The sequence below is a fragment of the Streptomyces sp. ICC4 genome (assembly GCF_003287915.1).
Lineage (GTDB): Bacteria > Actinomycetota > Actinomycetes > Streptomycetales > Streptomycetaceae > Streptomyces > Streptomyces tritrimontium.
In genome coordinates this window covers 1,568,776-1,592,969 of record NZ_CP030286.1, presented here as the reverse complement: position 1 = coordinate 1,592,969, position 24,194 = coordinate 1,568,776, and the positions used below count along the sequence as shown (strand labels likewise).

Annotated in this window: 23 protein-coding genes; 9 read left to right on the top strand and 14 right to left on the bottom strand. The window is 71.2% G+C overall.

Translation table 11 applies throughout. The annotated features are described in order from the left end of the window. Positions 1-424 precede the first annotated feature (424 nt). From DRB89_RS07160 to DRB89_RS07155, 3 genes are all read left to right on the top strand, one after another. Positions 425-829, top strand: coding sequence for a proline dehydrogenase (locus tag DRB89_RS07160; RefSeq protein ID WP_239516047.1), 405 nt, complete (start codon positions 425-427; stop codon positions 827-829). Between the two features lie 3 nt (positions 830-832). After that, positions 833-973: a hypothetical protein gene (locus DRB89_RS44305; protein WP_239516046.1), complete on the top strand. Its 141-nt coding sequence runs from the start codon at positions 833-835 to the stop codon at positions 971-973. A 350-nt stretch (positions 974-1,323) separates the two neighbouring features. Next, on the top strand, positions 1,324-1,851 hold the full coding sequence (locus DRB89_RS07155) for a hypothetical protein (protein WP_162688495.1): 528 nt from the start codon (positions 1,324-1,326) through the stop codon (positions 1,849-1,851). Between the two features lie 348 nt (positions 1,852-2,199). Here DRB89_RS07155 and DRB89_RS07150 read toward each other — a convergent pair whose 3' ends face one another. Beyond that, positions 2,200-2,706 carry a DinB family protein gene (locus DRB89_RS07150; protein WP_112447630.1) on the bottom strand — a complete coding sequence of 169 codons (507 nt, stop codon included), beginning with the start codon at positions 2,704-2,706 and terminating at the stop codon, positions 2,200-2,202. Positions 2,707-3,261: 555 nt separating this feature from the next. On the opposite strand from DRB89_RS07150, the gene DRB89_RS07145 reads away from it, so the two are divergent. After that, positions 3,262-4,479, top strand: a complete 1,218-nt coding sequence (locus tag DRB89_RS07145) for an acetylhydrolase (protein ID WP_112447629.1) — start codon at positions 3,262-3,264, stop codon at positions 4,477-4,479. A 353-nt stretch (positions 4,480-4,832) separates the two neighbouring features. On the opposite strand, the gene DRB89_RS07140 is transcribed toward DRB89_RS07145, so the two are convergent. Then, complete coding sequence (locus tag DRB89_RS07140; RefSeq protein WP_239516045.1) at positions 4,833-5,441, bottom strand: TetR/AcrR family transcriptional regulator; 609 nt, start codon at positions 5,439-5,441, stop codon at positions 4,833-4,835. Positions 5,442-5,522: 81 nt separating this feature from the next. On the opposite strand from DRB89_RS07140, the gene DRB89_RS07135 reads away from it, so the two are divergent. Together DRB89_RS07135 and DRB89_RS07130 are read left to right on the top strand one after the other, a co-directional pair. After that, complete coding sequence (locus DRB89_RS07135) at positions 5,523-6,038, top strand: cupin domain-containing protein (RefSeq protein WP_204357660.1); 516 nt, start codon at positions 5,523-5,525, stop codon at positions 6,036-6,038. A 346-nt stretch (positions 6,039-6,384) separates the two neighbouring features. Next, positions 6,385-6,873, top strand: coding sequence for a hypothetical protein (locus DRB89_RS07130; protein WP_112447627.1), 489 nt, complete (start codon positions 6,385-6,387; stop codon positions 6,871-6,873). Positions 6,874-7,114: 241 nt separating this feature from the next. Here DRB89_RS07130 and DRB89_RS07125 read toward each other — a convergent pair whose 3' ends face one another. From DRB89_RS07125 to DRB89_RS07095, 7 genes are all read right to left on the bottom strand, one after another. Continuing rightward, positions 7,115-7,720, bottom strand: a complete 606-nt coding sequence (locus DRB89_RS07125; RefSeq protein WP_112447626.1) for a hypothetical protein — start codon at positions 7,718-7,720, stop codon at positions 7,115-7,117. 353 nt (positions 7,721-8,073) lie between these two features. Next, entirely contained in the window at positions 8,074-9,264 is a 1,191-nt protein-coding gene (locus tag DRB89_RS07120) for a hypothetical protein (RefSeq protein ID WP_162688494.1), read from the bottom strand. Positions 9,265-9,457: 193 nt separating this feature from the next. Next, entirely contained in the window at positions 9,458-9,646 is a 189-nt protein-coding gene (locus DRB89_RS07115) for a transposase (protein WP_112453260.1), read from the bottom strand. 591 nt (positions 9,647-10,237) lie between these two features. Further along, positions 10,238-10,984 (bottom strand): ISL3 family transposase, encoded by a 747-nt coding sequence (locus DRB89_RS07110; protein ID WP_162688493.1) that lies wholly within the window; start codon positions 10,982-10,984, stop codon positions 10,238-10,240. Positions 10,985-11,183: 199 nt separating this feature from the next. Further along, a complete protein-coding gene (locus DRB89_RS07105; protein WP_112447623.1) occupies positions 11,184-11,723 on the bottom strand; it encodes a DUF1877 domain-containing protein in 540 nt (179 codons plus the stop codon). 61 nt (positions 11,724-11,784) lie between these two features. After that, positions 11,785-12,477: an SMI1/KNR4 family protein gene (locus DRB89_RS07100; protein ID WP_112447622.1), complete on the bottom strand. Its 693-nt coding sequence runs from the start codon at positions 12,475-12,477 to the stop codon at positions 11,785-11,787. Between the two features lie 9 nt (positions 12,478-12,486). Beyond that, positions 12,487-13,965 carry a carboxylesterase family protein gene (locus DRB89_RS07095; protein ID WP_112447621.1) on the bottom strand — a complete coding sequence of 493 codons (1,479 nt, stop codon included), beginning with the start codon at positions 13,963-13,965 and terminating at the stop codon, positions 12,487-12,489. Between the two features lie 137 nt (positions 13,966-14,102). Here DRB89_RS07095 and DRB89_RS07090 point away from each other — a divergent pair, with 137 nt between their 5' ends. After that, positions 14,103-14,951, top strand: a complete 849-nt coding sequence (locus DRB89_RS07090) for an MBL fold metallo-hydrolase (protein ID WP_112447620.1) — start codon at positions 14,103-14,105, stop codon at positions 14,949-14,951. Positions 14,952-15,082: 131 nt separating this feature from the next. Here DRB89_RS07090 and DRB89_RS07085 read toward each other — a convergent pair whose 3' ends face one another. After that, positions 15,083-16,420 carry a carboxylesterase family protein gene (locus tag DRB89_RS07085; protein WP_204357659.1) on the bottom strand — a complete coding sequence of 446 codons (1,338 nt, stop codon included), beginning with the start codon at positions 16,418-16,420 and terminating at the stop codon, positions 15,083-15,085. Positions 16,421-16,677: 257 nt separating this feature from the next. Then, positions 16,678-18,003, bottom strand: a complete 1,326-nt coding sequence (locus tag DRB89_RS07080) for a M20/M25/M40 family metallo-hydrolase (RefSeq protein WP_162688492.1) — start codon at positions 18,001-18,003, stop codon at positions 16,678-16,680. Positions 18,004-18,239: 236 nt separating this feature from the next. Between DRB89_RS07080 and DRB89_RS07075 the strand changes: the two genes are divergently transcribed. Together DRB89_RS07075 and DRB89_RS07070 are read left to right on the top strand one after the other, a co-directional pair. After that, positions 18,240-18,992 carry a methyltransferase gene (locus tag DRB89_RS07075; protein WP_112447618.1) on the top strand — a complete coding sequence of 251 codons (753 nt, stop codon included), beginning with the start codon at positions 18,240-18,242 and terminating at the stop codon, positions 18,990-18,992. Positions 18,993-19,407: 415 nt separating this feature from the next. Then, entirely contained in the window at positions 19,408-19,794 is a 387-nt protein-coding gene (locus DRB89_RS07070) for a hypothetical protein (RefSeq protein ID WP_112447617.1), read from the top strand. Between the two features lie 160 nt (positions 19,795-19,954). On the opposite strand, the gene DRB89_RS07065 is transcribed toward DRB89_RS07070, so the two are convergent. From DRB89_RS07065 to DRB89_RS07055, 3 genes are all read right to left on the bottom strand, one after another. After that, positions 19,955-21,139, bottom strand: a complete 1,185-nt coding sequence (locus tag DRB89_RS07065) for a cation:proton antiporter (RefSeq protein WP_162688491.1) — start codon at positions 21,137-21,139, stop codon at positions 19,955-19,957. 167 nt (positions 21,140-21,306) lie between these two features. Continuing rightward, positions 21,307-22,287 carry a HEAT repeat domain-containing protein gene (locus tag DRB89_RS07060; protein ID WP_162689054.1) on the bottom strand — a complete coding sequence of 327 codons (981 nt, stop codon included), beginning with the start codon at positions 22,285-22,287 and terminating at the stop codon, positions 21,307-21,309. 306 nt (positions 22,288-22,593) lie between these two features. Continuing rightward, entirely contained in the window at positions 22,594-24,186 is a 1,593-nt protein-coding gene (locus tag DRB89_RS07055) for an acyl-CoA carboxylase subunit beta (protein ID WP_112447576.1), read from the bottom strand. Positions 24,187-24,194 lie beyond the last annotated feature (8 nt).

Sequence of the window (24,194 nt, the reverse complement as noted above, 5' to 3'; positions counted from 1 at the left end):
TCCTTCGGGCCGCGTTCGCGGAAGCGTCACGCTTCCGGTCGGAGTCGTACGCGTGCCTGACCACACGGGGTGGCCTCTTGTTCGAGCTGGCCGACGCACTGGTGGGTGCCGCTGCCCAAGGCGGCGGACGGCCGGCTCGGCGCTCGCTCGCCCACTGGTCACCGACCTCCGTGGGCCCCGGGAGAAGCCGGCCGACTTGAACAGACTCACCCGGCCCGGGTTTGACGAGGCGTCAGAAGTCTGTGCTCTCAAGCCTCTTCGTCAGCATGTGCTCCAAAACCTCCCCGACCAGGGCCCGGACGAGCGCTCGGTTCGATAGGCCACCCCTCGGCCACCCGTCACGCGTGGGACGGGTACTCGCCACCGGTGAGGGATACAGCTGTCCCGCCCACCATGAGAAGGGCACGAAGCCCCGAAGAACTGGATGAACAACAAGAACGGCAGACTGGGGCCCATGGACTCAGGACTCGCCGCACTGCTGGGCGCCGCCGTCGGTTCGGCCACCACCCTCGGGGCCGCAATCGTCAACGGTCGTGCTCAGGCACGGTCCCAGCACGCCCAATGGAGACGCCAGCATCGCCGCGACGCATACGCCGGCTACCTCAGCGCACTCCATGACCGCGACATCGCCATGGACGCCGTCCTAGACGCGCTGCGTTCGGACCAACCCGACCTCCCCGACATTGACGAGAAGATAGGCCGCTTCATCAGACTGGCCCGTGAGGTCCACCGCGCCGGCGAAGTCGTCATCCTCGAAGGGCCGACATCCCTCGCGGAAGTCGCGGAACGCGTTGCCAAGGCCTCCAGCGATCTGTCACACGTCATGTGACGGATGGCCGAGAACGCCCGCGCGGGAAACGCCACCCACAAGGCCGAAGACACCGCCCTTGCCGCCGAACGAGAGCGAACCCTCTACCAAACAGTCAAAGACTTCCGCCTCGCGGCCCGCAGCACCATCGGCAAAGCCAACTGACCCGGGGACTCTCGGCCCCGGCCGCCCAGACCGTTGAGACTGAGGCGCTGTTCAGCATGAATCGGGGGGAGGGAACGCGTTCGGGGAGCGCCACAAGCCCTTTGCTTCCGGGGCGTGGCACAGAGGGAGGGCCACACGACGGACTGCGCGTGCCGCCCTCCAGGCCCTGGTGTGATCAGCCGGTCAACGACCAGCCATGGTCGGGCACCACGCCCAGCCGGGCCGCCATCGAGTTCACGGCGGTGGCCGCCGATTCCGGTACTCGGCTGTGGACCGCGACGGTCGACAGGCCCGACGGCCGGGACAGTGGGGATCCTGTACTGCTTGGTTCCGACGGTACGACCGCGGTCATGCGCCTCGATGGCGCGGCCAAGGGCTTCTGCGGTGAACTCGTCGACCGCGGCATCGTCGTCGGACGCGGCGAGAGCGCCAGGGTGAACGGGCTGGCGATCGTCGATGGCAAGGAGGCGTGGCCGTACCGGGGGAATGCGGCGAAGCTGGACCCGGTCGGCGCGGGTCTGTTCACGGCGACGGTGGGCGGGTTCCCGACGCGCGCCCCGGACAGCGTGGCGCTGCTGGACCTGTCCGCCGGCCGACCGCCGGCCGGCTTGGACGAGAAGGCACTGGGCGAACCGACAGATCTTTCCTGCTGGCACGACCGGCGCTCGATGATCGTGTGCACGGTGGTCGACAAGCAGTACCAGAAGCGGGTGTTCGCGCTCGACGCCCTCACCGGCAAGGACAAGGCCACTCCCGGCCTCGCCCCCCCACCGAGGTCAACGGCTTTGTCGGCCTCGCTCCCGAGTACGTCGGGATCTCGGCGCACCCCGCGATCGGCTAGCCGACCCCGGACCCCTGAAGGGGGCGGCTCCCGCTGACGCCCGTTCAGCGGTCTGCGGGGTCCGCCCCTACTCCGAGGGTCGGCCGACCGGCGGTGTGGGTGGAAAGCCAGGCGGAGGACCGCCCCGGTGGTGGTGATCCGCGCTGCGGTGCGGGGGCGTTCGTCGAGTGCTTCGGGGGTGCTCCACGCCTGCTGAGCGTGCGTTTCCCCATCGCCATCGAGGACCTGGAGCAGACGTGCCGACGCCGACGCCGACGCGGAAGGCCGGATCGGCTGGTCGATGGTGAGCGTCGACTCGACCTCTCGCAACCGCGGCTACATCTTCCACGGCACCGCCACCGTCGCCTCGATCCGACGCTGGCTCCGCCCGTGATCTCCGCCGGATCTAGTCGCCGGTCTGGCCGTCGAGCATCTCGCGCAGGATGTCCAGGTGGCCGTTGTGGCGGGCCGTCTCCTCGGTGAGGTGAAGGAGGATCCAGCGCAGGTCGACATGGAGACCGTCACGGACGGCTCCCTTGGCCTGGGTGTCCAGGCTGTTCCCGGCGACCAGTTCGCGGTAGCGGGCGCTCTGTTCGGCGTATTCGTCGAGCAACTGCGTGAGCGGGAAGTCGACGGCGATACGCATCTCGCGGTCGGGGTCCTCATCGGTCCAGGGGCCCCGGTCTTCCTCGCCGAGGAAGACCACCTGGAACCAGTAGTACTCGACCCAGCGGAGGTGGTTGATCAATCCGCTCATGGTCATCAGCGGTGAGCCCGGCAGGAGCGCCTTGCGGGCGTTCTCCGCGGAGACGCCGTCGCACTTGGCGCGGGCGGTATCACGTGTGTAGTCGAGAAACGTGGTGAGCTGGGTGCGCTCGTCCCACGCGGGCGGTGTGTCGTCGATTCTGGTCATCGCGCGAAGCGTCCCCGATCACGCGATCGATGTCGAAGTGTTTTTCGACGGGCCCAACCTGTTCCACCTGGTGCTGTGGCCGGGAAGGTTTGCCGGGTCGCGGTGTCCGGTGCGGTGCCTCTCCCCCAGCTACCGCCGGGAGGGGCCCCCGGGCGGAGGGCCGCGGCTCGTACTGGACGTACCGGTGTGGTCCGACAACGCGGCGAGGTGCCGTGCCGGGCGCCGCGCCCCGGTGGACCTTTCCGGTCACAGCACTAGCTCCTTGTCCGGCGGGTCGCTCCAGCGATTCAGCGCCGGTGGGCCTAGCCCGGTGAGGTCTGCGACCGCCGCGACTGCGCCCAGCGGGCCAGGACCTCGGCCGGTGACCGGAGTGCCTGGCTACCGGACGACACCGCCGACCGCATCAGCACCGGGGCGTAAACCCGTGGGCCTATGCCCTCGCGCGTTGTCCATCGGTGAGCCGATGCCACGCAGGAAGGCACGTGACAGCGTTCCCCTGTGCCCACGGACCATCCGCAGCGGCACAGTTGACGATGCGTCACCATGGGAGGGACCATGACCACCACACCGTTCATCAGCCGCGAGGGCATGTCGCGCCGACGCGTGCTGGGAGCCGCGCTCGCTGTCGGCGCCGCCGTACCGCTGGCCGCCACCAGCCCCGCGTGGGCCGGCCAGGCTGTGGCCGCCGACGCTCCGAAGCGGCTCACACTTCCCGCGCCGACGGGGCCGCACCCCGTGGGCACGGTCCAGCTGCACCTCGTCGACCGATCGCGCCCCGACGCCATCGCGGGGCCCGGACACTTCCGTGAGTTGATGGCCACCGTCTGGTACCCCGCCCGGGACGTCCAGCGGTACCCGGTGGCGCCCTGGATGCCGGCCGGGGCATTTCAGGCGTTCCTCGACGACGCCGGGTTCAGTGATCTGGCCTCCCTGGGGCCGCTCACCGCCGGCCGCGTGGGCGCTCCGGTGCGCAGGTCAGGCCGGCGGCTGCCCGTCGTCGTCTTCTCGCACGGCGCGCACAGCCACCAGGGCGACCACACCGTCATGGTCCAGGAGCTCGCCAGTCACGGATATGCGGCCGTGACGATCGCGCATCAGTACGACACGTACACCGAGTTCCCCGACGGCCGGGTCGCCGTCCCGCTCCAGGACAGGCAGGCGCCGACGCTGCCCGGGGACTTCGCCGCCGACCTGCGCTTCGTCCTCGACTGCGTAGAGCAGATCGCCGCGGGACGGAATCCGGACGTCGACCACAGGAAGCTGCCGGCCGGGCTGCTCGGCGCACTCGACCCGCGCTGCATGGGCGCGTTCGGCTGGTCGAAGGGGGGGACGGCCACCGCGTGCGCCACGCTCGCGGACGAGCGCATCCGGGCCGGGCTGAGCCTCGACGGCCCGATGCAGATGAACCCGCCGCTGGCCGGCGAACTGGAACGGCCGTTCATGATGATGTCCGCCGAGTTCAGCCGGGCCACGGATCCCGAGGCCGCCGCATTCTGGTCGCACCTGCGGGGCTGGCGGCTGGACATTCAGGCCGAGGGCGCCGTTCACATCTCCTACGGCGACAACGAGGCGCTGTTCCCGCAAGTGGCGAAGTTGTACGGATGGACCGGGCAGCAGCTCCAGGACGTGATCGGCACCCTCGATCCCGACCAGGCGGTGAAGATCCAGCAGGCCTACCCGCTCGCGTTCTTCGACGAGCACCTGCGCCACTGTCCGGGGCACCTGCTCGATGGGCCGTCCCCGGCCTTCCCGGCGGTGACGTTCCTTCCCTGACTCCCTGGGGCGGGAGCACCTGGATTCCTCGCAGGTGCCCGAGCGAGCGGCAGGATGACGGGGCCGAGCGTCCTGGATCGTTCGGTAGGTCGGAGGAGCGGCCGCGCTCGGGCGACGTCGACTGCGTTCGCCAGCGACGTCGGGACCCTGCGGCGCCGGCGCGGTGCGAGGACTTGGTTTCGCCAAGGAAACCCGGCACGACCTCGACCCGATGGCCGGGTTGGCCGGCGGCCGGGCCATGCGGCGGCCATTGCTCGGCGGGGACGCGAACCGGATGCGGCTGCCGCCCCACCGCCGGGCCGTGGCCACAGCCGCCCCGTCGCGGGCGCAGAGGATCAGAACGTCCTCGGATCTCAGGACCTGGTGCCGACCGCTTCCACCAGCGTGACCATGACCTCGACCGCCTCGCGGTTCGTGAGCCCTTGCTCCCGGCACAGAGAACGCCACGAGGAGAACGCCGCGGCATGTCCGATCACCGCACGGCGGACCGGGTCGGCGGCCTCCGGCCAGGCATCGGACAGTACTTCGATGTACTGCCGGGTCATCTTTGCTCGGGCCTCGCGGATCGGCTCGGGTACGGCATGCGCGTCGCGGATGACCAGTGTCAGCATCCGCTCGCCCGCGCGATAGAAGCGGTAGAGGTCGGCAAGCCCGGCCGACAGCCGCTCGACGGGGTTCTCGATCGCGCCCCACTCCTCGGGTCGGGGCAGCCTCTGCCGCGACAGCCAGTGTCCCGAGCAGGCCTCGAACAACGCCGTCTCATCCGGGAAATGCCGGTAGACGGTCAGCCGGGTGACCCCGGAGCGCTCGGCGATCGCCGCGATGGTCGTCCACGCCGGGCCCGAGGTGCCGTGGAGATGCACCGCGGCCTCGACGATGCGCTGCCGCGTCCGGCCCACGTCCTCGGCGCGTTTGCGCATCTCGTAGCCACGTGGTTTCGGTGAACGCTGCTGTTCACTCAACTCTTGACATCCCGGGATCCATGGTGAAACCTTTTAATGGAACACCAGTGTATCTCCAAATTCTGTCGAGGAGTGATCGCCATGACAGAGCCGCTGGCCCCGCCGCTCACCATCGTCCGCCCCGGCGAGGGGACCGAGGTCTTCCTCGGCTCGATCGGGGTCGCCTTCAAGCTGTGGGGTGCCGACACCGATGGTGCGGTCTCCGTCGTTGAGCACCCCTTCCCGGTCGGGGCACTGGTGCCGCCGCACCTGCACACCCGGGAGGACGAGTACTCGATCGTCACCGAGGGCGAGATCGGTTTCCGGTCCGGCGACCGCGAAACCGTTCTGGGCCCCGGCGGCTACATCACCAAGCCGCGCGGGGAGCTTCACGCGATGTGGAACGCGGGCCCCGTCCCGGCCCGAATGATCGAGATCATCAGTCCGGCCGGATTCGAGCACTTCTTCCGCGAGCTGGCCGAGATGCTCGCCGACGGGCCGCCGCCGACCGAGGACGCAGTGCCGGTGCTCGCCGCCAAGTACGGGCTCGAGTTCGGACGGCCCGCCTGGCTGCCCGAGGTCATCTCGCGGTTCGATCTGACGCCGCCCGCCGTCTGACTGAGGTCCGGCCCACCCGATCCAAGCCGCGTGCCGCATCGACCGAGGTTCTTCGCGCGCTGGTGGAAGACCTGTGCGTCGCCTCTGCCGAGCAGCACCCGCCGACCGTGAGCCGCGGTCAAGCGACCTGCGGCTCGCGCATCCGGCGCCGGCCGTCGGCGCCTGCGTAACCGCCGACCAGGGTCAGACCTCGCGTTCCAGGGAGAGCCCTGTCCAACACGGGATCGCAGGCGAGCTGCATCAGCATCGGCACCACAGGCGGAGCGGAGCAGCCGCCAGGGGGTACCGCCGTGGGGGACGGGAGACCGGCAGATCTGCCGCCGGACGAGTGTGACAGCATCCGGCCATGCCCATCCCGCACCCCAACGGCGACTACGCGATCACCGCGATGTACTCCCTGCCTGACGATGCCTGGTACCTGGAACTGGACCTCGTCGCCGAGCAACGAACCCTTGTGGGCGCGGTCGTCCCGGACGAGGACCCAGCGAGGGAGCCGACGGTGAGTTTCGACCCCGACGGGCGGCACGTGGACATCCCCTTCGAGGTCATGCGCTGGTTCATGGAGCAGGTCGAGGAGGAGATCCGTACCTCCCGTGCCTGGATGCAGCTGCGGCCTGAACTCGTCCAGGTCATCCACCAATTGCGCCAGGAGCACCTGGGCATCATCGACGACGGCGACTTTCCCCGCGTCCTGTCGGAAGTGCGCGGGGCTGTCCCGGAGGCCGACCTCCCCGCTGTCCTCGCGGCCGCCTTCGGGCGAAAGCTCGACGGCACCGCCGCGGACGTGGCCCGTGAGCTCCAGCCCGTGGATGACCAAGGAGCCAGGAGCGAATAGGGGATCAGGAGGTTCTGGTCTCGTGCGCGAGTGACCCCTTTCAGGGGTGGATTGGGCCGGGCCTCGCCGGGTGTGACGGCGCCGAGATCGTCATCCACTGACCACGGCCCAGCTGGTCCAGGGCTGCTACGGCGACCAGTTCGCGGTAGCGGGCGCTTTGGTCGGCGCGGGGGGAGTCGAGGCATTCTCCGGCGAGTCCGCACCGCTCCTCCCGGCTCGGTCCTCCGTCCTGCCGCGCCCGTCAGGGCTTCAGGCCCGCCCGCCTGAGGGCGATCTCGGACAGGTCGGCGATGACTTGCCGGTCGCCGCGGCGCCAGGCGTCGGCGAGGCCGCCCGCAGGGGTGGGGATCGTGGAGAGCGCGCGCGGCGGTCCGGTGAGGGCGCGCAGGGCGAGCAGGTCGGCGCCTCCGGGTGCGTCGAGGAGGTCCCGGACGGCGGCGCTGCGGCGGATCCAGCGCACGCGCAGGGGAAGCCACAGCAGCAGGATGAAGGCCACGGGGAGGATGATCAGGGCGAGGGTGGCGAGGGTGGCCACCTGGCTGACGACATCCTGCAGTGACTGTCCCGCGTCGGCGAGTCCGATGCCGGCGTCAGCCGCGGACCGGAACGGTTTCCTCAGCAGGTCGCCGACGAGTGGCACGTTGGAGGCGGTGTCGCCGGCTTCGGCGAGGGCGTCGGCGAGGCTTTCGCCGGAGCTCTCGACCTTGCGGCCGGGTTCGGCCAGCCGCATGATCGCGCCGTGGACGGTGAGGGCGAACTTCACCGTGGCGGCGATCAGCAGTACGGCGATCAGGTCCGCGAGGATCTGTCGGTTCCGCCGTGCGGGGGTCTGGGCGTAGAGAAGCATGGGCTGCTCCTGTTCCGGTGCCGGCGGCAGGGGTCGGCCGGTCACTCGACCGTATGCCGGACCCGGCCGTCACGCGGGGTCCGTCGGCGGGTGGCCGCGACACCTTGCCGGGTTGGCGCAGTGCCGGTGCCGCGACGCCACCGGCGGACCTGTTCGTCCCGGCCCGTCCGGACGCCGTCTGTCTGGTTCCGTACGGCCTCGTGTGGGCGGTCACGCACTTCGGCTCTGTCGCTGATCTTGTGACGCTGCGTCGGCCTGACGGCCCTGGTGGTGCTGGCCGAGGTGGTCGGATACCTCTCGCTGGACGGCGGGCTGATCGCCCTGCAGGCCATGCATCAGCCGCTCGCCTAAGGTCAGCGTGCCCGGGCGAGGTCCAGCAGGTGGTGCATGACCGCCACCGGCAGTGCCGGATTGCCTGCGGCAGCGGCGGCATGTGCCGGCAGGGTGAGCCGCCGGAGCAGTTCGTCGGCGGGCAGCCTGGGGTCGCGCACCGCCCAGCCACCCACCTCAGGGTCGTCGGCCAGCCGCAGCACCAGCTCCGGCCCGGCCTCCGGGTCGTCCAACGCGGCGTGCCGCAGCCGCGGGTTGGGGTCGTCGGCGAACCGGGCCAACCCGGGCCGGGCGAAGTTGCGGTGGTTGCGGTACCCCGACCAGTACCGGTCCTGCACCGTGGCGTACAACTCCACCAGCAGCTCGTGCGGCGCGTCCTCGCACGACTCGGCCAATGTGCGCCGCACCCACTCGTCCTCGTCCGCGGCCAGCAGGGCCACCACGCCCGGCGTCAGGTGCGGCTGAGCCGCGAGCACCCGCCGCAGCCCGACGTGCGCCGACCGCGCGATCCGGCGGGCCGCCTCCGGGTCGGTCGCCTGCCGTGCGATCCAGGGCGGCGGCGACCAGAAGTGCTGCCACACCGTGCAAGGGATGGCCGTGCGCTGTTCCTCCGTCAGCTCCTCCCGCATCGACACCGCGAGCCGGACGTCGTTCTCGGGATCCTCCGCCAGTCGCAGGGCCAGGACGGTCGGTACCTCGGGATCAGCGGCGGCCTTCATCCGCACCGCCGGATCCGGGTGCGTCACCCGCTGCTCCGCCGTCAGCACGGGCGGCGGCTCCTGCACCGCGACGGGCGGTTTCTCACTCCCGCCGACGATCCGCCGGATCTTCGGTTCCAGGTCCTGCGCCAGGATCTCCAGCACCCCGGCAGGGATACGGCGCTTGTACTCGAAGAGCATCACCGCGTACACGAACCGGACCCGTGGTTCCGGATCCCGCGCGAGCCGGGCCAGCACGTCGACGTCCGCCGTCGCGTTCTCCGTCACGTCCAGCCGGTGCTGGATCTGCGGCGAAGCCACCAGCAGCTCCGTCGCTGCGGCATCCAAGGTCCTGTACTTGAGCCAGAAGCTCGGCATCGGCAGCTCGTCGAACTCCAGCAGCCGGGCCAGCATCTCCACCGGCAGCACCTGATTGCCCGCCAGCCCCTGGAGCCAGCCGTCCACCACATCGCCATCCGCAGTTGCCCGCTCCAGCGCCCCACCCAGTCCGTCCATCCCGCCATTCTCGCTGCCCCGACGCCGTGGGTTCGCCGCTGGCCGGCGCCACCAGGCCCGCCCAGCACGGGCGCACGCCCGGCCATGGAGGAGCACGGAAAGGGACGCTGGGGCCCGGTCGCGGCTGCCGTCGCGATTTCGTGATCGGCGATTGCGGGGCTGTGGGCTCGGGCGCTGATCTTGTGACTGGCCATCAGGTTCTGTGCAGGATCCGCTTGCGCAGAAGGTCGAAGTTGGCGCGGCCGTACCCGGCCCGCTTGATGAACTTCACTCGCGTGTTCTGTCCCTCGACCTGGCCAGAACTCCAGGGGCTGGAGAGTCCGGCGATGACGGCGTCCTGGTCGCGGCGAAGCCCGTTGACCAGGGAGTGCAGTGCGGGCAGGGGGTCCTGCGCCCCGCTCCATCCACTGGGGCAGCTGGTCGCCGCGCAGGTCGCGCATCATCTCGGCGAAGTCGCGGACGTGGTCGGTGACCGCGTCGAGTTCGGGGCAGCCGGCGCGGATCTCCTTGAGGGTGAGGGTGTCCTCGTCCGGGAGGTTGCCCGGATTGGTCATGATCCACCGGACGATGCGGCGGGGCCGCGGCGCGGGCCTGGGCGCCGGCGCGGGAGCCGAGGGCGTGAAGTTCCGCAGGTAGCGGCGGACGGCCTGGATGCTTCCGGTGAAGCCGAGGGCCGAGATGTCGCGGTGAAGTTGAGCGGTGTCGTGGCGATCCTCGTTCCACTGCTGGTGGAGGTAGGGCCGGTACTCGTACAGGATGGTGGACCGGTTGACCGCCTTGGCCAGGAGTTCGTCGATGCTTGTCGCGCGGGCGAAGCGGCGGACTGTGGAACGGTCCAGCTGGAGCCGGTGGCAGATCGACTCCAGCGAGGCTCCCTCGTGCAGCAGGTCCTGGACCAGGGTGAACCGTTCCCGGGTCCGGACCACCAGGCGGCGCTCGCGCCCGCAGACGTCCAGGGTCCCGACCGGTGCCGTCACCTGGCCTGCGTCATCAGTGGGCGCGTCGGCGGGTTCGGGTGCCGGCACTTTCTCGAACACGGCCCGCACGCAGGCGTAATGGGCGCCGACCGTCTTCTCGACCGCCTCGCCGAGGTCTTCCACAGGTGCCACGCGTCGGCGACCTGCACCGCTTGCGGGGCACCGGTGCGGGCGCCCTCCACGTACACCCCGGCCCGGTCCCGGCAGATGACCTCCACCTCGGGGTGGTCACGCAGCCAGGCGGCCAGTGGTTCGGCGTCTCGTCCCGGCAGCACGTCGATGGGACGGCGCCGCTCCAGGTCGACCAGGATGGTGGCGTACGAGTCCCCCTTCCGTAGCGCGAAATCGTCGACGCCCAGCACCCGGACCTGCCCGGCCGGCTCCTCGGGGAAGGCTCTGAGCAGGCGTAACAGGGTGTCCTTCGCCACCGGGACCCCCAGCGCCACCGCGAGTCGGCCTCCAGCCCGCCCGGCCAGCGCCAGCGCGATCGAGGTCAGCGTCCCGCGCATCAGCGGGGTGTAGCGGGCATGCGGGCTGGTCAACCCGGTGACCTGCTCGGCGAACGTCACGGCCGCGCAGGCGGCGTTGAGGCACCGGAACCGGCGTATCAGCAGCTCGATGACCACCCGGGTGCCGCTGATCGCCGCGTCAGACAGCCGTCGCAGGTATCGGCCGTGCACCCGTCCCGATGCGCTCCGGCAGTGCGGGCACAGCGCGTCGGCCGCACGGACACGGGCATGCATCGTAATCCCGCCGACTGACCGCTCGACCAACTCCACCACGACACCGGACAGATGAGGCAGGAGCACCTCGAAACTCCGCGAAGTACACGCCGGACAGGATGACAGGCGCCACCGACAACACACGCCCGATCACAAGATCAGCGACAGAGCCCGTAATTTCCCCAGGTGCTCGCGGTCGGGACGCGTGGTGGGTCGCGGGTCAGTCCCACCAGAGCACGACGAGCAGGTGGCGCTCGGCTGCGTCGAGGTAGAAGTCGCGCAAGGCGTTGAAGTGCTCCAGCAGGTACGTCCTCAGACCGCCGGTGATGGGGCCGCCCAACTGGCAGATCAAGGCTGCGGCGTCACGCTCATCGGCCGGCAGGCCGGCAGCCGGCAGGCCGGCGAGAAGGACGGGCATGTCGATCTGGCCCAGCAGTTCGGAGACGTGCGCCACCTGAGAGACGCCCAGGCCGGTGGGGGCGCCCCCGAAGGGGGCTATGGCGTGTGGGTGAGTGTCGAGGAAGCCGAGGTCAAGAGCGGTGTCGCCGTCGGTGGCCCGGCGCAGAGCATCGAGATGGACCTCTTCGAGTCCGGCCACCTCGCCGACGCGTTTCAGCAGCGCCGGTGCCCAGTCCAGGTCCAGCACGTCGTACGCCGGTGGATCCCAGTGGGGATCGCGGTCCGGGGACGCACCGGCGGACTGACGGCAGGCGGCGAGATGCCCCTCGGGGATGCGGGCGAGCTGCTGAGTAACGGCCATGACGGCAGTATTCCTGCCACGTCTACCGGATTTCGGACTGCAGGACCGCTCACACCCCGGATCAGTCCTGGCTGGGAACGGCGGCGAACACCGGGTCGCCGACGGCCCGGGTCAGGCGGTACCGCCCGAGCTCCCGGTCGAAGCGGGCGCGGCTGCCCGGCAGGACTCCGCGGAGGTCGGCGATCAGCGCGCCGTCCGGCACGCGGGCGGCGAGGCGGGCGACCACCGGGTCCGGGCTGCCGCGGAGTTCGGCTGCGGGGTGCAGCGGCAGTTCGGGGCCGTCCAGCTGCAGGAGGTCCCAGAAGTCGTCGGCGTACGGCTGGACGCCCTCCTCGAAGCCGGTCTGCTCGACCAGTTCCTCCGCCGTGCCGATGAGCCGGTCGAGCCAGTGCGGCAGCGACTCGGCCTCGACGTGGAGGCCGCCCTCGCGGTACTGCATCAGGACCTGGCCCCACCGGCCGTCGGCCTCGATGTCGACCCAGGTGACGCCGCCGCCCCCGTCGTCGGTGACCAGCCAGTGGGGGTGCGGCAGGCCGTGGTCGCCGGCCTGGCGGGGGTGGCCGGTCAGCGTGAACTCCACCGGCGGCACGGCGAAGCCACCGAGTCGGCCCAGCAGTTCGCGGGCCTCGGCCGGCACCGGGACGGGCCAGCGGTCGAAGTCGGCAGCCGTGGCGCCGGGTTGTACCGCGAGGTCGAACGGCACTCGGGCGGCCAGCTCCCGCAGCCGCTCGAGGAGAGTGTCACCGGAGATCATCCGGCCACGCTACCGGAGCAATGCGGCCTCGAAGCGCATGGTGGTGCGCGATGGCCGGTCGTAGCGGTCCCAGCGCGGCATGGCCGAGTGGTTGGGGTCGCCGGTGCGTACGAACGAGATCCACGCCTGGTGCACGGTCCTGGCGAGGCCGTCCCTGCTCCGGGTGTCCATCCCCGCCAGGAACGGCGCGTGCGACCACTTGTCGAAATTGTCGAAGACGAACGGCAGGTCCAGGCAGTGCGGGGCACCCAGGCGGCCGTCGTGCGCGGGGGTGGGGAAAGCGAACTCGTACGCCCAGACCGGGCGACCTCGTGCCGCCCGCGCTTCCGCGAACGCCAGGGTGGGTTTCTTGAACAGCTCGTCGGTGGTCAGGTCGATGAGGACGTCGATCGGCCGGCCGCCCGGGCGGGCGGCCGCGTACGCCGCGTACGCTTCGGCCGCACCGTCGCCGAAGCTGTCCCGCGCCCGCCGGAGCACCTGTTCCGCGGTCGCCGACGCGTACGCCTCGCCCAGCGCGAAGGCGAAAGAGGACTCCTCCGCGGTCCAGCCGATGAGTACGTCGATGTCCGCACCCGGACCGTCGAGCAGGTTCTCGACCGGTTGCCGCGCCGCCGTCACGCCGTCGAGCACCGGCATGAACGGCGCGGTCCAGTGCCCCCATTCCATGGTGGCCGCGAGGAGTCCGGCGGTGGCCCCGACCAGTCGCGGCCACGGCACCGTCCGCAGTTCGTCCACGTCCTTCGCACCGACGATCTCCAGATAGGCGGCGGTACGGGCCAGGGCCTCGGCCGGTGTGGCGAGGGGCATGGCGAGCGGGACGCTCTGGAGGATGGCCCGGCGGAAGAGCCGGCCGCCGTCGGCGTGGCCCGCGAGCGCCGTCGCGGACAGGGCGCCGGCGGACTGGCCGGCGACGGTGACGTTGCCGGGATCCCCGCCGAAGGCCGCGATGTTGTCCTGCACCCAGCGCAGCGCCGCGAGTTGGTCGGTGAGCCAGAGGTTGCCGCACTCGGCGCCGTCGTCCGCCGCGAAGTGCAGCAGGCCGAGCGGTCCGAGCCGGTAGTTGAGGTTCACCACCACCAGGTCGCCGCCCCGCGCGAACGTCTCGCCCGAGTAGTTCGGCATCGCCCCGGAGCCGGAGATGAAGGCGCCGCCGTGGATCCAGACCAGGACGGGTCGGCGGGCGTCGTCAATGCCGGGCGTCCACACGTTGAGTGTCAGACAGTCCTCGTCGAAGGGCGCGAAGCCGTGGCCGCCGAGTATCGGGTCGCCCTCGCGGACGGCCTGCGGCGAACCGGGGCCGTACGCCGTCGTGTCGAGGGTGTCGCTCCATCCCCGGTGCGGCTGCGCGGGGCGCCACCGGAGGGGCCCGACGGGGGGTGCGGCGTACGGCACGCCCTTGAACACGGCCAGATCATCTTCGACGGCGCCGCGGATCGGGCCCGATCGCGTGTGTACGACGGGCGCGGTGCGGTCCTGGGTGAAGCCCATCCAGTGAGTCCTTCCAGGCCGGGATCGAGGGATCGAGGGATCCAAGGAACGAGGGAGTGGGGGTCGTGAGCCTCAGGGTATTGCGTAAATTTGGCGAGCGTCAATATTCTTCGATCAATCATCAAGTGGAGGCTCGCATGACGGCGTGGCGTATCGGTACGACGGTGATTCACAAGGTGCTGGAGGCGGAAGTCACCGTGCCCGTCGCGGGGGCCCTGCGGACGGACGACACCGCACTCTTGAAGAGGTACCCGTGGCCCGCTCCCGACTTCGCCAGGGCCGACGGGACCTTCGTGCTCTCGGTCCACGGGCTGGTCGTGGACACCGGTGCGCGCCGGATCCTCGTGGACACGGGTGTGGGCAATGCCCGGGCGTCGGTGCCGTTCCTGCGCATGCTGGACTCGACGTGGCTCGAAGACCTCGCCGCCCTCGGCTACCCTCCGGAATCGATCGACACGGTGGTGTGCACCCACCTCCACTTCGACCACATCGGGTGGAACACGCGCCTGGTGGAGGGGAAGTGGGTGCCCACGTTCCCCCGTGCACGCCACCTCGTCACCCGGGTGGAATGGGACCACTGGGCCGACGAGGGGGACGTCGGCCTCCACGACACGATGCAGCCCTTGATCGACGAGGGGCTCGTCGACTTCGTCGGGGACGACCACCAGGTGGCTGACGGCGTACGCCTGGAAGCCGCCCCCGGGCACACCCCGGGCCAGGTCGCGGTCGTGGTCGAATCCGGCGGGGAGCGCGCCGTGATCACCGGTGACCTGGTGCACCATCCGGTGCAGTTCATCGAACCGGACGTGGCCGGCCTCGCCGACACCGACGCGGTGCGGGCCGCTGCCACCCGGCGGGCATTCGTCGACCGGTACGCCGACACGGGAACGCTCGTGATCGGCACCCATTTCCCCGCCCCCACGGCCGGCCTGCTCCGGCGCGGCGGTGACGGGGGCGTGCGGTTCGTCGTGGACGGACCGCGCTGAACCGTGGGCTTCCGCCAGTTGACGTACGTCCTCGCCATCGTGGACCAGGGCGGTTTCCCCCGGGCGGCCGCTCGCGACGTCCGACCCGGGGGCCCGGGAGGCAGGCCCCCGACCCGATGTGTCCCGCGTCGTCAGAGACCCGACTCCTTGTGCCAGATGCGGCGGGATGCCGCGAGCGGGTCCTCGACGACCGACGGTTCGCTGTCCCAGAGGCGAGTCGTCGGCCGGTCCGTCGTGAAGGGTGCCCAGCCCGGATCCCCCGAGGCGGCGAAGGATGTCCAGGAGGCGCGGAGCAGTTCGGACAGGCGCGTGAAGTCCTGGGACGGGGCCTTGCCGCCGAACAGGAAGCCGGCCAGGGGTCCTCGCGTGTGGCCGAAGGTCGCCGGGATGTCCACGGTGTGACAGGCGCCGAGTGCCCCGCCGAAAGCCGGACTGCTCCACGTGAAGTCATAGAGCCACGCTCGTCCGCCCGACGCGGCGTGTGCCTCGGCCAACCACGTCGCGGGCATCCGGAACAACGCGTCCGAGAACATGGTGACGTACAGCTGGGGGTCGGTCAGATCCGGGTGGGCGCCGCGGTAGTCGGCTGCGGCCTGACGGCCGAGCCCCAGTCCATCGGCGACGGCACCGAGGTCGAGGTCGCGGATCTTCGCCGGGGGCTGCGCCGACTTCCGCTTCCGCGATGCCCGATCGCGGAATCCCGCGCGTGCCGCCGCGAACATCATGGGCAAGGCCTTGACCATCGCACCGAGTTCCATCTTGACGAGGCCGCGTCCCATCGCGAACAGCGTGAACTCGTCATGCGTGTAGCCGGAGATCAAGTCGACGTCACGTGCGCACCCCGAACGGAGGGCGAGCCATGGCTTGTCGACCACGGTGATGCCGTCGATGACGGGTGAGAACGCGGTGATGGCCTCGGGAGTCGTCCAGTTCGCCGGATCCGCCCTCATCGCGGGCAGAGGCTCGTCCTGAACCGCCAGCAGGGCTTCCGGGGACACGGAAGCCAGCGCGTCGAGGCTCACGCCGGCCGCTTCCCCGATCATCGTGGCGATCCGCCGGGCTTCCTCCTCGGGCAGGAAGCGCCCGGCCATGCTCTGCACGATGGCGCGACGGAACAGACCGCGCGCGCCGGGTGCGGTCAGCAGGGCGGCGACGGACGCGCCCCCGCCGGACTCGCCGAAGATCGTCACGTTGTCCGGGTCGCCGCCGAAGGCCGCGATGTTCTCCCGTACCCATGCGAGTGCGGCGGCCTGGTCGAGGAAGCCCCGGTTGGCGGGTGCCCCCGGTACGAAGCCGAACCCCTCGAATCCGACGCGGTAGTTGAACGTCACCATGACCACGCCACCCCGGGCGAGTACCTCGCCGTCGTAGCTCGGGTCGGCGGAATGGCCCGTCTTCCACCCGCCGCCGTAGATCCACACCATGACCGGCAGCCGGTCACCGGCGCTCCCCGGGGTCCAGACGTTCATGCTGAGGCAGTCCAGGCCGTCCTCCGGCGACCGAGGGCATTCCGGGAACCATCGGCAGCTGTGGCGGTGCGGCGCTGAAGGACGTGGCCGGACGGACACCGTCCCACGCGGGGACCGGAGCGGGGGCCTGGAACCTGAGGGGCCCTTCCGGGGGGAGGGCGTAGGGAATCCCCTTGAAGACCGACAGTCCGTCTTCGGCCGTTCCCTCGACCTTGCCGGTCGAGGTTTCGATGATGACACCCATGGGGTGGCTCCTTTCACGTGGACAGTCTGAGGACCGCGTCGAGCAGGCATTTCCCGCCGAACATCAGGTCGGTGATCCGGGTGTGCTCGTCAGGTGCGTGGATGAGTCGCATGACGTCCGCGTCACTGGCGGAGGGAAAGAATCCGACGACCTTCGTGTCGGGGAAGGCGCGGGCATCCGTGGCGGCCGGATTGATGTACGGCAGCACCCGTGCACCCGGTTCGTGGGCCGCGACGGTGTCGCCCAGAACCCGCAGGAGTCCCGGGTCGTCGTGCACGCCGTGGCTCACTCTGCCGTGCAGCAGCGACACCTCGGCACGGTCTCCGACCGCCCTCTGGACCTCCGCCACCCACCGGTCGGGCAGCTCGCCCGGAAGGAGGCGGCCGTCGAGCACCACGTCGGCTTCGACGGGCACGACGTTCTGGCGCTGCCCCGCGGACAGCACGGTGGGAGTGGCGGTGTTGTGCAGCCCGGCGACGACGAACTCCCGCAGGACGGGATCGATGGGCAGGCTGTGTGCCCGGTCCCAGGTCGGGTCCTTCAGCAGTTGCTCGATCGCCTCCGCGCCCGGGCCCGGATGCAGGTCCGCCAAGGTGCTGAGCATGCGCCGCGAGGTCGGCAGCAACACTGATTCCGGGGCGAACGCGCGCAGCCTCAACAGGGCCTCGGCCAGCCTGAAGACCGCCGACTCCGAGCGCGGGACGGAGGCGTGGCCGCCCGGTCCGCGAGCGGTGACCCGCATCCGGGCGCTGCCCTTCTCGGCCACCTGGACGGTGTAGACGGGGCCGCCGGGCGTCATGAAGCGCTGGCCGCCGCCTTCGTTGAACGCGAACTCGGCCTCGACGAGGCTGCGGTGGTTCTCCCACAGCCAGTAGGCCCCCAACCGGCTGCCGGCTTCCTCGTCGGCGGTGACCACCAGCAGCACGTCCCGCCGGAGCGGGGTCCGGTGCGCGGCGAGGAGTTGCATGATCAGCAGGCTCGCGGCGACTTGGCCCTTCATGTCGAGTGCCCCGCGGCCCCACACGCGGCCGTCGGCGACCTCGCCCGAGAAGGGGGGACGGCTCCATCCGCCGGGTGGGGCGCCGACCACGTCGGCGTGGCCCAGCAGCATGAGCGGTGGCTCCTGTCCGGTCCCGGGCAGCCGGGCGACCAGGTTGGCCCGTCCGGGCTCGGACTCCAGGACCTCGTGTGCGATACCGGAGAGGGACAGCTCGCGGGAGAGGTGGCGTGCGACGGCGATCTCATGGCCCGGAGGGTTCGAGGTGTCCAGGCGGATGAGCGCCGAAAGGTGGCTGACGAGGTGGTGTTCCTGGTCGGCCCAGGAGAAGGGCAGAGACATCGGCCGAGGTGAGGTGGACATCTGAGCTTCGAAGCCTCCGTGGCGTGATGCCGGATGCTGGGCGTTACAGGATGTTACACGTGTAACTACATCTGGGGTTCCTGTTTAGCATCGTCAGGCGCTCCGGGCCAGCCCGATGGCTCGGTGTGCTGTGAACCGTGACCTCCGCCGCCGCTGCGGAGGCGTCCGGTCGAAAAGAAATCCGTACGCCTCCACGGCGGGCGTAGCGTGCCCCCATGACGAACGCCAACGGCTACGAAGAGCGCATCGTGGAAGCCCGACAGGCGACCATGTCGGGCTGGGACTTCAGTTGGCTGGAGGGCCGGGCGCACGGTGAGGGGCCCTCGTGGGACTACGTGCGGCACGCCCGAGCCCTGCTCCCGCGCGCGCGAAGCCTCCTGGACGTCGACACCGGCGGCGGCGAACTCCTCGCCTCGCTCGCCCCGCTGCCGCCGCGGAGCGTGGCCACCGAGAACTGGGTGCCCAACCTCCGCCTGGCGCGGCAACACCTCGCTCCGCTGGGGGTGGAGGTCCACCGGGCATCGGGCTCGAACCTGCCGCCGGGTCCCTTCGACCTGATCCTCAACCGCCACGGATCGCTGGATGCGGCAAGCGTCCGCGCCGCACTCGCGCCGGGCGGCCGGCTCCTCACCCAGCAGGTGGGCGGCCGCAACCAGTTGGGACTGAACGAAGCCCTCGGCATCCCTTCGCCGGGCAACCCCGACGGGTGGACCCTGGGTGTCGCCGTACGGGCACTGGAAGACGCGGGCCTTCACGTGACCACGGCGCGAGAGGAGATGAGCCCCTACACCTTCCACGACATCGGGGCGGTGGTCTTTCAAGTGCGCGCCATCCCCTGGCAGTTCCCCGGATTCGAGCCCTCCGTGCATGAGCCGGCGCTACGCCGACTCGACCGGCACCTCAGAAGTGCGGGCGGATTCACCGTGCACGACCACCGGTTCCTGATCGAAGCGCAAGCGCGAAGTTGAGAATCGAGCTCAGCCGAGGGCCGGGCCGGCTGTGCCGCCCACCATCGTGGTCGGCCTCCTGCTGGCATGCGAAAGCCTGCCGGCGCGTTGTCCGCGAGGGTCCTCGAGGCGTCCAGCTCCCCCCGCGAAGCGCCGGGAGAGGTGGTGCGACCAGTGGCTTCCGGCTACCGAAATGGTTCCGCCAACCGTACGCACGCAGGGGCCGGGGTGGAATATTTCCGTCCGCTGCCGGTGGTGGGCATGACCTGGTGATCTTCGTGCGACGGCGGTGCAGAGGCCGGGAAATGGTTCAGGCCAATGATGGCCGTGGGGCCAGTGGGTTTGCAGTAACGCATGTGATTCGGCGGAGGAGTTCGTTAATTTGACGGGGCGTCAGGGGTCGATCAGCGACCCCCGCGCTTACTTGGGAGGTACCGTGATCAAGAAGATCTCGTCCCGCAAGCGCCACACCCTCGGCAGCGTCCTCGCCGCCGTCGGCCTCGCCGCGACCGCCCTCGTGGTGACGGCCCCCGCCGCGAGCGCCGGAGGCACCGGCTCGCTCGCGTGCAACCAGAACTGGTCCATCAGCTCCGGTCAGGGCTACGCCAACGGCCAGTGGTGCGACGGCAACACCCGGGTCTCGGGCACCGTCCACGACAACAACGCGGACGGCCGCTGCCCGTTCGTGCGCGGATACCTCTCGGGCGGCGGCTACCACGACAGCGCCTGGGCCGGCCCCAAGGGTGACTCCTCGCCGGTGAACCTCTACGCCCCTTCGGGCCAGACCTTCACTTCGCTGTCCATGAAGTACATCACCTGCTGAGTCGGACACAGACCGACACCGGCACGCGCACCCTCCCACTGCTTCGGGTGGTGGGAGGGTGCGCGTGCCGTCTTGAGGTTCGTCAGGCTCTGGCTTCCGGGGTGGTGGCCTGGTGGCGCGTGAACGGCGGGCCGTTCCTGTGGCGAACCTGCGGGCTTCCTCATGGGACCTTGAAGAACGCCTCCAGGCCGCCATTTTCGCTGGTCACCACCCTAGGCTCGGGGAACCGTCCTCCCCACTTCCCGCTGAGAGGTCCCCCAGGCATGAGCCGCAGCCGAACTCCCGGAATCCCGTCCCGCGTCGAGGCGCGACGGAAGAAGACGGTGCGCACGCGCATCGTGCTCTCCCTCACCGCGGCGGCCGCGGTGGTGGCGGTCGGGGTCGCGGTGGCCGACTCCGACGACGGCGCCGCACACGCCGGCGGACCGAAGTCCGGGGCGGCGGGCTCCGGTGGCGAGGAGGCGACGGCAACCCCCTCCGCCACCGCCCCCACGCTCACCGCCGACGCCGCGTCCGCGACCGGGGCACCGCCCGGCGGCTGCGTCTGGGCGACCGGCTGGGCCCGAGCCGGCCGGCGCGCGGGGCGGGGGAGCAGCGGCGGGAGGGATGCCACCCACGCGACCGAGAGGGGCGCCCGGCCCGCCAGGACCGCGGTGAGCACCAGCCAGCTGCCGCCGTCCCCGACCGCGGCGGCGAACAGGGCGAGCCGCCCGGGCTCGGTCCGGGTGAGGTCCAGGTCGGCGAGGATCCGGGCGAGCACCGGGAGGGCCGTGATGCTCAACGCGCAGCCCACGAACAGCACGAAGGAGAGTGGGTCCGCGCGCGGCCCGGCGAAGGCGAGCAGCCAGGTTGCGGCGACCGCGCCGACCGCGAACGGCACGAGCATCGACGCCTGGCTGACCAGCAGGGCCTGCGTCGCCGCGCCCCGCAGGCCCTGCCCGGCCAGCTCCCGCCCCACCCCGAACACGAAGAGGACCAGGCCGAGTTGGGCGAGCCCGTCCAGGAGCCGGAGCGAGGGGGCGGGGAACAGCCAGCCCGTGGCGGCCGGCGCGAAGTGCCCGAGCAGCGAGGGGCCGAGCGCCAGCCCCGCGCAGATCTCCCCGATGACCGGCGGCTGCCCGGCCCGCCGCGCGATCCGGCCGCCGAGGTGGGCGGCCGCGAGGATGACCGCCACGGCCAGGAAGAAGTGCCCCGTGGTGTCCAGATGGGGCACGGAGTCCGCCGCCCCGGAGGCTCCGCCCGTTCCGCCCGCTCCGCCCGCGAAGTGGACCGCCACGCCGCCGATCACGGCGGCGGGCACCAGCACGGTGCCCGCGAGGGCCCCCCAGAACCGTCGGCCGCGCATGGCCGCCTCCCCCCGCGTGTCGGGCCCCAGTGTCAGCACGGGGGCGCCGCGGGTGTCGAGTACGCCTGCCCCGAACTCCGACTCCGAACTCCGACTCCGAGCGCCGAACATCGCACGGCCGAAGCGGGCCGACGCCTGACCGGCATCCTGCCGGCCACCCCGCGCGCCTACGCCACGGAGGACGGGCCCGCGCGCCCGGCGGTGACGCCGGAACGCCCCGGCAGGTCGGCCGAGACCAGCGCGGCGGCTCCCGCGGGGTCGCCGGCCCCGCGCGCGAGCAGGAGCTCCACGTCGTACGCCGCCGACGTGCCGCGGGCGCCGAAGCCCAGGGCGAGCCCCGGGCCGAAGAGCTCCGCCGAGACGGCCGCGTCCAGGTCGGGCCGCAGCCGGTGCAGCGCGCACACCAACTCCCAGGCGGCCGCGTCCAGCCGGGCCCTGCGCACCGGATCGCACGCGTGCACGGCGGCGGTGACCCCGGCGCCTTCGGGCTCGTAGTCCAGCAACGCGGGCAGCAGCTCGGGGGCGCCCATGATCCGCGCCGCGTCGAAGGTGTGGACGTGCGCGCCGTCGGGGTGCGCGAGCAACTGCGCCAACAACGGGACGGCCCGCGGGTCGCGGCGCCGGGCGAGTCCGCGGACGCCCTCCTCCCGGACCTCGCGGTCCTCGTCGCCCGTGCGCTCCCAGAGCGCGGCGCGGACCTCGGGGCCGTCGGCCTCCAGCTGGAAGCCCAGGACGAACGTCGCCCGGTCGCGGACCCGCGGGTCCGCGTCACGGGTCAGCGCGAGGAGCGCGCGGACGGCGTCCGCGTCCGGCGGGCAGCCGGCCAGCCCCGCGAACGCTCCGGCCGCCTCCAGGCGCACCCGGTCGTCGGGATGCCCCGCGAGGACGGCGAGTGCGGGAACGGCGCGCCCGTCGGCCGTCCCGCCGAGCGCCTCCGCCAGGGCCCGCAGCACCCGTACGTCGCTCTCCCGCCGCGCCAGGGCGACCAGCGCGGTCGCCGCCCCGGCGCGCACCGATTCGTCCCGCTCGGCCGCCCGGCCCAGCAGCGCGCAGCCGCGCTCGCGCGCGGCCGGATCGCCGTCGCCCATTCGTGCCAGGCCGCGCGCCAGTGCCGGTGCGACGGGATTTGCCTCCCTACCTGATTCCATTCCGGCATCGTGGTGCACGAACCCGCGCCCGCGTGATCCGGGTTCGCACGTGCCCGGCGCATTTGCCATTGCCGGGAAAACGTCATGCTCCGGGTTATGCGATTTTCCTGGTACGGCACACGCATCTGACGGCCGAATTGATTTTCCGGGGCCTCTCGGAGCCAATCCGGAGGGGTGGGCGCCGGCACCCGGTGTTTCGACCGGTGAACGTCCGGCGCGCAGGACCCGCCGGACCCGCCGGACCCGCCGGGCGCGCGAGGGGCCGCGGTTCCGCCGATCCGGAACCGCGGCCCGTGCGCCGCGGCCTCACACCGGCTGATTGCCGTGCTTGCGCTCCGGCAGCGGGGCGTGCTTGGCCCGCAGCATCGCCAGCGAGCGGATCAGGACCTGCCGGGTCTCACCCGGATCGATGACGTCGTCCACGAGCCCGCGCTCCGCGGCGTAGTACGGATGCATGAGCTCGGCCTTGTACTGCTTGACCAGACGTTCTCGTGTCGCCTCGGGATCGTCGGACGAGGCGATCTCCTTGCGGAACACCACGTTCGCCGCGCCCTCCGCACCCATCACCGCGATCTCGTTGATGGGCCACGCGAAGGCCAGGTCGGCCCCGATGGACCGCGAGTCCATGACGATGTACGCGCCGCCGTAGGCCTTGCGGACGACCAGGGAGATCCGCGGGACCGTCGCGTTGCAGTACGCGTACAGCAGCTTGGCGCCGTGCCGGATGATGCCGTTGTGCTCCTGGTCGACGCCCGGCAGGAAGCCGGGCACGTCCACGAGCGTGAGCAGCGGGACGTTGAAGGCGTCGCAGGTCTGGACGAACCGCGCGGCCTTCTCGGAGCTGTGGATGTCCAGGACCCCGGCCAGGGCGGCCGGCTGGTTGGCGACGATGCCCACGACGTGTCCGTCGAGCCGGGCGAAGGCGCACACGACGTTCTGCGCCCAGGCCTCCTGCACCTCGAAGAACTCGCCGTCGTCGACGATCTCCTCGATCACCTTGCGCATGTCGTACGCCTGGCCGGGATCGGCCGGGACGATGCCGGCGAGGGCGTCGGTGCGGCGGTCGGCCGGGTCGTCGCCGCGGACCACCGGGGGCAGTTCGCGGTTGTTCTGGGGGAGCAGCGAGAGCAGGTAGCGGACGTCCTCGAGGCACTCCTCCTCGGAGTCGTGCGCGAACCCGGCGACGCCGGAGACGGAGGCGTGCACATCGGCGCCGCCGAGGCCGTTCTGGGTGATCTGCTCGCCCGTCACCGCGCGGACCACGTCCGGGCCGGTGATGAACATCTGCGAGGTCTCGCGGACCATGAACACGAAGTCCGTGAGCGCCGGGGAGTACGCCGCGCCGCCCGCGCACGGGCCGAGCATGACGCTGATCTGCGGGATCACCCCCGAGGCGCGGGTGTTGCGGCGGAAGATGCCGCCGTATCCGGCCAGGGCCGAGACGCCCTCCTGGATACGGGCGCCCGCACCGTCGTTCAGGGAGACCAGCGGGGCGCCGGCCTGCTCGGCGAGGTCCATCACCTTGTGGATCTTGGTGGCGTGGGCCTCGCCGAGTGCGCCGCCGAAGACCCGGAAGTCGTGGGCGTACGCGAAGACCGTCTTGCCGTGCACCAGGCCCCAGCCGATGACCACGCCGTCGCCGTGGGGCCTGCGGTGCTGGAGGCCGAAACCGGTCGCCCGGTGCCGGCGGAGCGGCTCGATCTCCGTGAACGTGCCTTCGTCAAAGAGGAGATCGAGCCGTTCGTAGGGGGTCAGCTTGCCCTTGGCGTGCTGCCGCTTCGTCGCCTCGGGATCCGGACCGCGGCTCACCTCGTCCTTCAGCCGGTTGAGTTCTGCGGTGGACCGGTGCAGGCTCGGCGAGGGAGCGAGCGTGGTCAGCAGTTCGTCGAAGGTCGTCATCGGCCCAA

What these genes read in the sequence shown, in the direction of transcription:
- DRB89_RS07160 (WP_239516047.1), top strand. Translation starts at nt 425, where the DNA reads ATGAACAACAAGAACGGCAGACTGGGGCCCATGGACTCAGGACTCGCC.
- DRB89_RS07110 (WP_162688493.1), bottom strand. Translation starts at nt 10,984, where the DNA reads ATGCATGCCCGTGTCCGTGCGGCCGACGCGCTGTGCCCGCACTGCCGG.
- DRB89_RS07060 (WP_162689054.1), bottom strand. Translation starts at nt 22,287, where the DNA reads ATGGAATCAGGTAGGGAGGCAAATCCCGTCGCACCGGCACTGGCGCGC.
- DRB89_RS07135 (WP_204357660.1), top strand. Translation starts at nt 5,523, where the DNA reads ATGACAGAGCCGCTGGCCCCGCCGCTCACCATCGTCCGCCCCGGCGAG.
- DRB89_RS44305 (WP_239516046.1), top strand. Translation starts at nt 833, where the DNA reads ATGGCCGAGAACGCCCGCGCGGGAAACGCCACCCACAAGGCCGAAGAC.
- DRB89_RS07100 (WP_112447622.1), bottom strand. Translation starts at nt 12,477, where the DNA reads ATGATCTCCGGTGACACTCTCCTCGAGCGGCTGCGGGAGCTGGCCGCC.
- DRB89_RS07105 (WP_112447623.1), bottom strand. Translation starts at nt 11,723, where the DNA reads ATGGCCGTTACTCAGCAGCTCGCCCGCATCCCCGAGGGGCATCTCGCC.
- DRB89_RS07120 (WP_162688494.1), bottom strand. Translation starts at nt 9,264, where the DNA reads ATGGACGGACTGGGTGGGGCGCTGGAGCGGGCAACTGCGGATGGCGAT.
- DRB89_RS07055 (WP_112447576.1), bottom strand. Translation starts at nt 24,186, where the DNA reads ATGACGACCTTCGACGAACTGCTGACCACGCTCGCTCCCTCGCCGAGC.
- DRB89_RS07085 (WP_204357659.1), bottom strand. Translation starts at nt 16,420, where the DNA reads ATGAACGTCTGGACCCCGGGGAGCGCCGGTGACCGGCTGCCGGTCATG.
- DRB89_RS07065 (WP_162688491.1), bottom strand. Translation starts at nt 21,139, where the DNA reads ATGCGCGGCCGACGGTTCTGGGGGGCCCTCGCGGGCACCGTGCTGGTG.
- DRB89_RS07145 (WP_112447629.1), top strand. Translation starts at nt 3,262, where the DNA reads ATGACCACCACACCGTTCATCAGCCGCGAGGGCATGTCGCGCCGACGC.
- DRB89_RS07095 (WP_112447621.1), bottom strand. Translation starts at nt 13,965, where the DNA reads ATGGGCTTCACCCAGGACCGCACCGCGCCCGTCGTACACACGCGATCG.
- DRB89_RS07125 (WP_112447626.1), bottom strand. Translation starts at nt 7,720, where the DNA reads ATGCTTCTCTACGCCCAGACCCCCGCACGGCGGAACCGACAGATCCTC.
- DRB89_RS07130 (WP_112447627.1), top strand. Translation starts at nt 6,385, where the DNA reads ATGCCCATCCCGCACCCCAACGGCGACTACGCGATCACCGCGATGTAC.
- DRB89_RS07080 (WP_162688492.1), bottom strand. Translation starts at nt 18,003, where the DNA reads ATGTCTCTGCCCTTCTCCTGGGCCGACCAGGAACACCACCTCGTCAGC.
- DRB89_RS07075 (WP_112447618.1), top strand. Translation starts at nt 18,240, where the DNA reads ATGACGAACGCCAACGGCTACGAAGAGCGCATCGTGGAAGCCCGACAG.
- DRB89_RS07150 (WP_112447630.1), bottom strand. Translation starts at nt 2,706, where the DNA reads ATGACCAGAATCGACGACACACCGCCCGCGTGGGACGAGCGCACCCAG.
- DRB89_RS07090 (WP_112447620.1), top strand. Translation starts at nt 14,103, where the DNA reads ATGACGGCGTGGCGTATCGGTACGACGGTGATTCACAAGGTGCTGGAG.
- DRB89_RS07155 (WP_162688495.1), top strand. Translation starts at nt 1,324, where the DNA reads ATGCGCCTCGATGGCGCGGCCAAGGGCTTCTGCGGTGAACTCGTCGAC.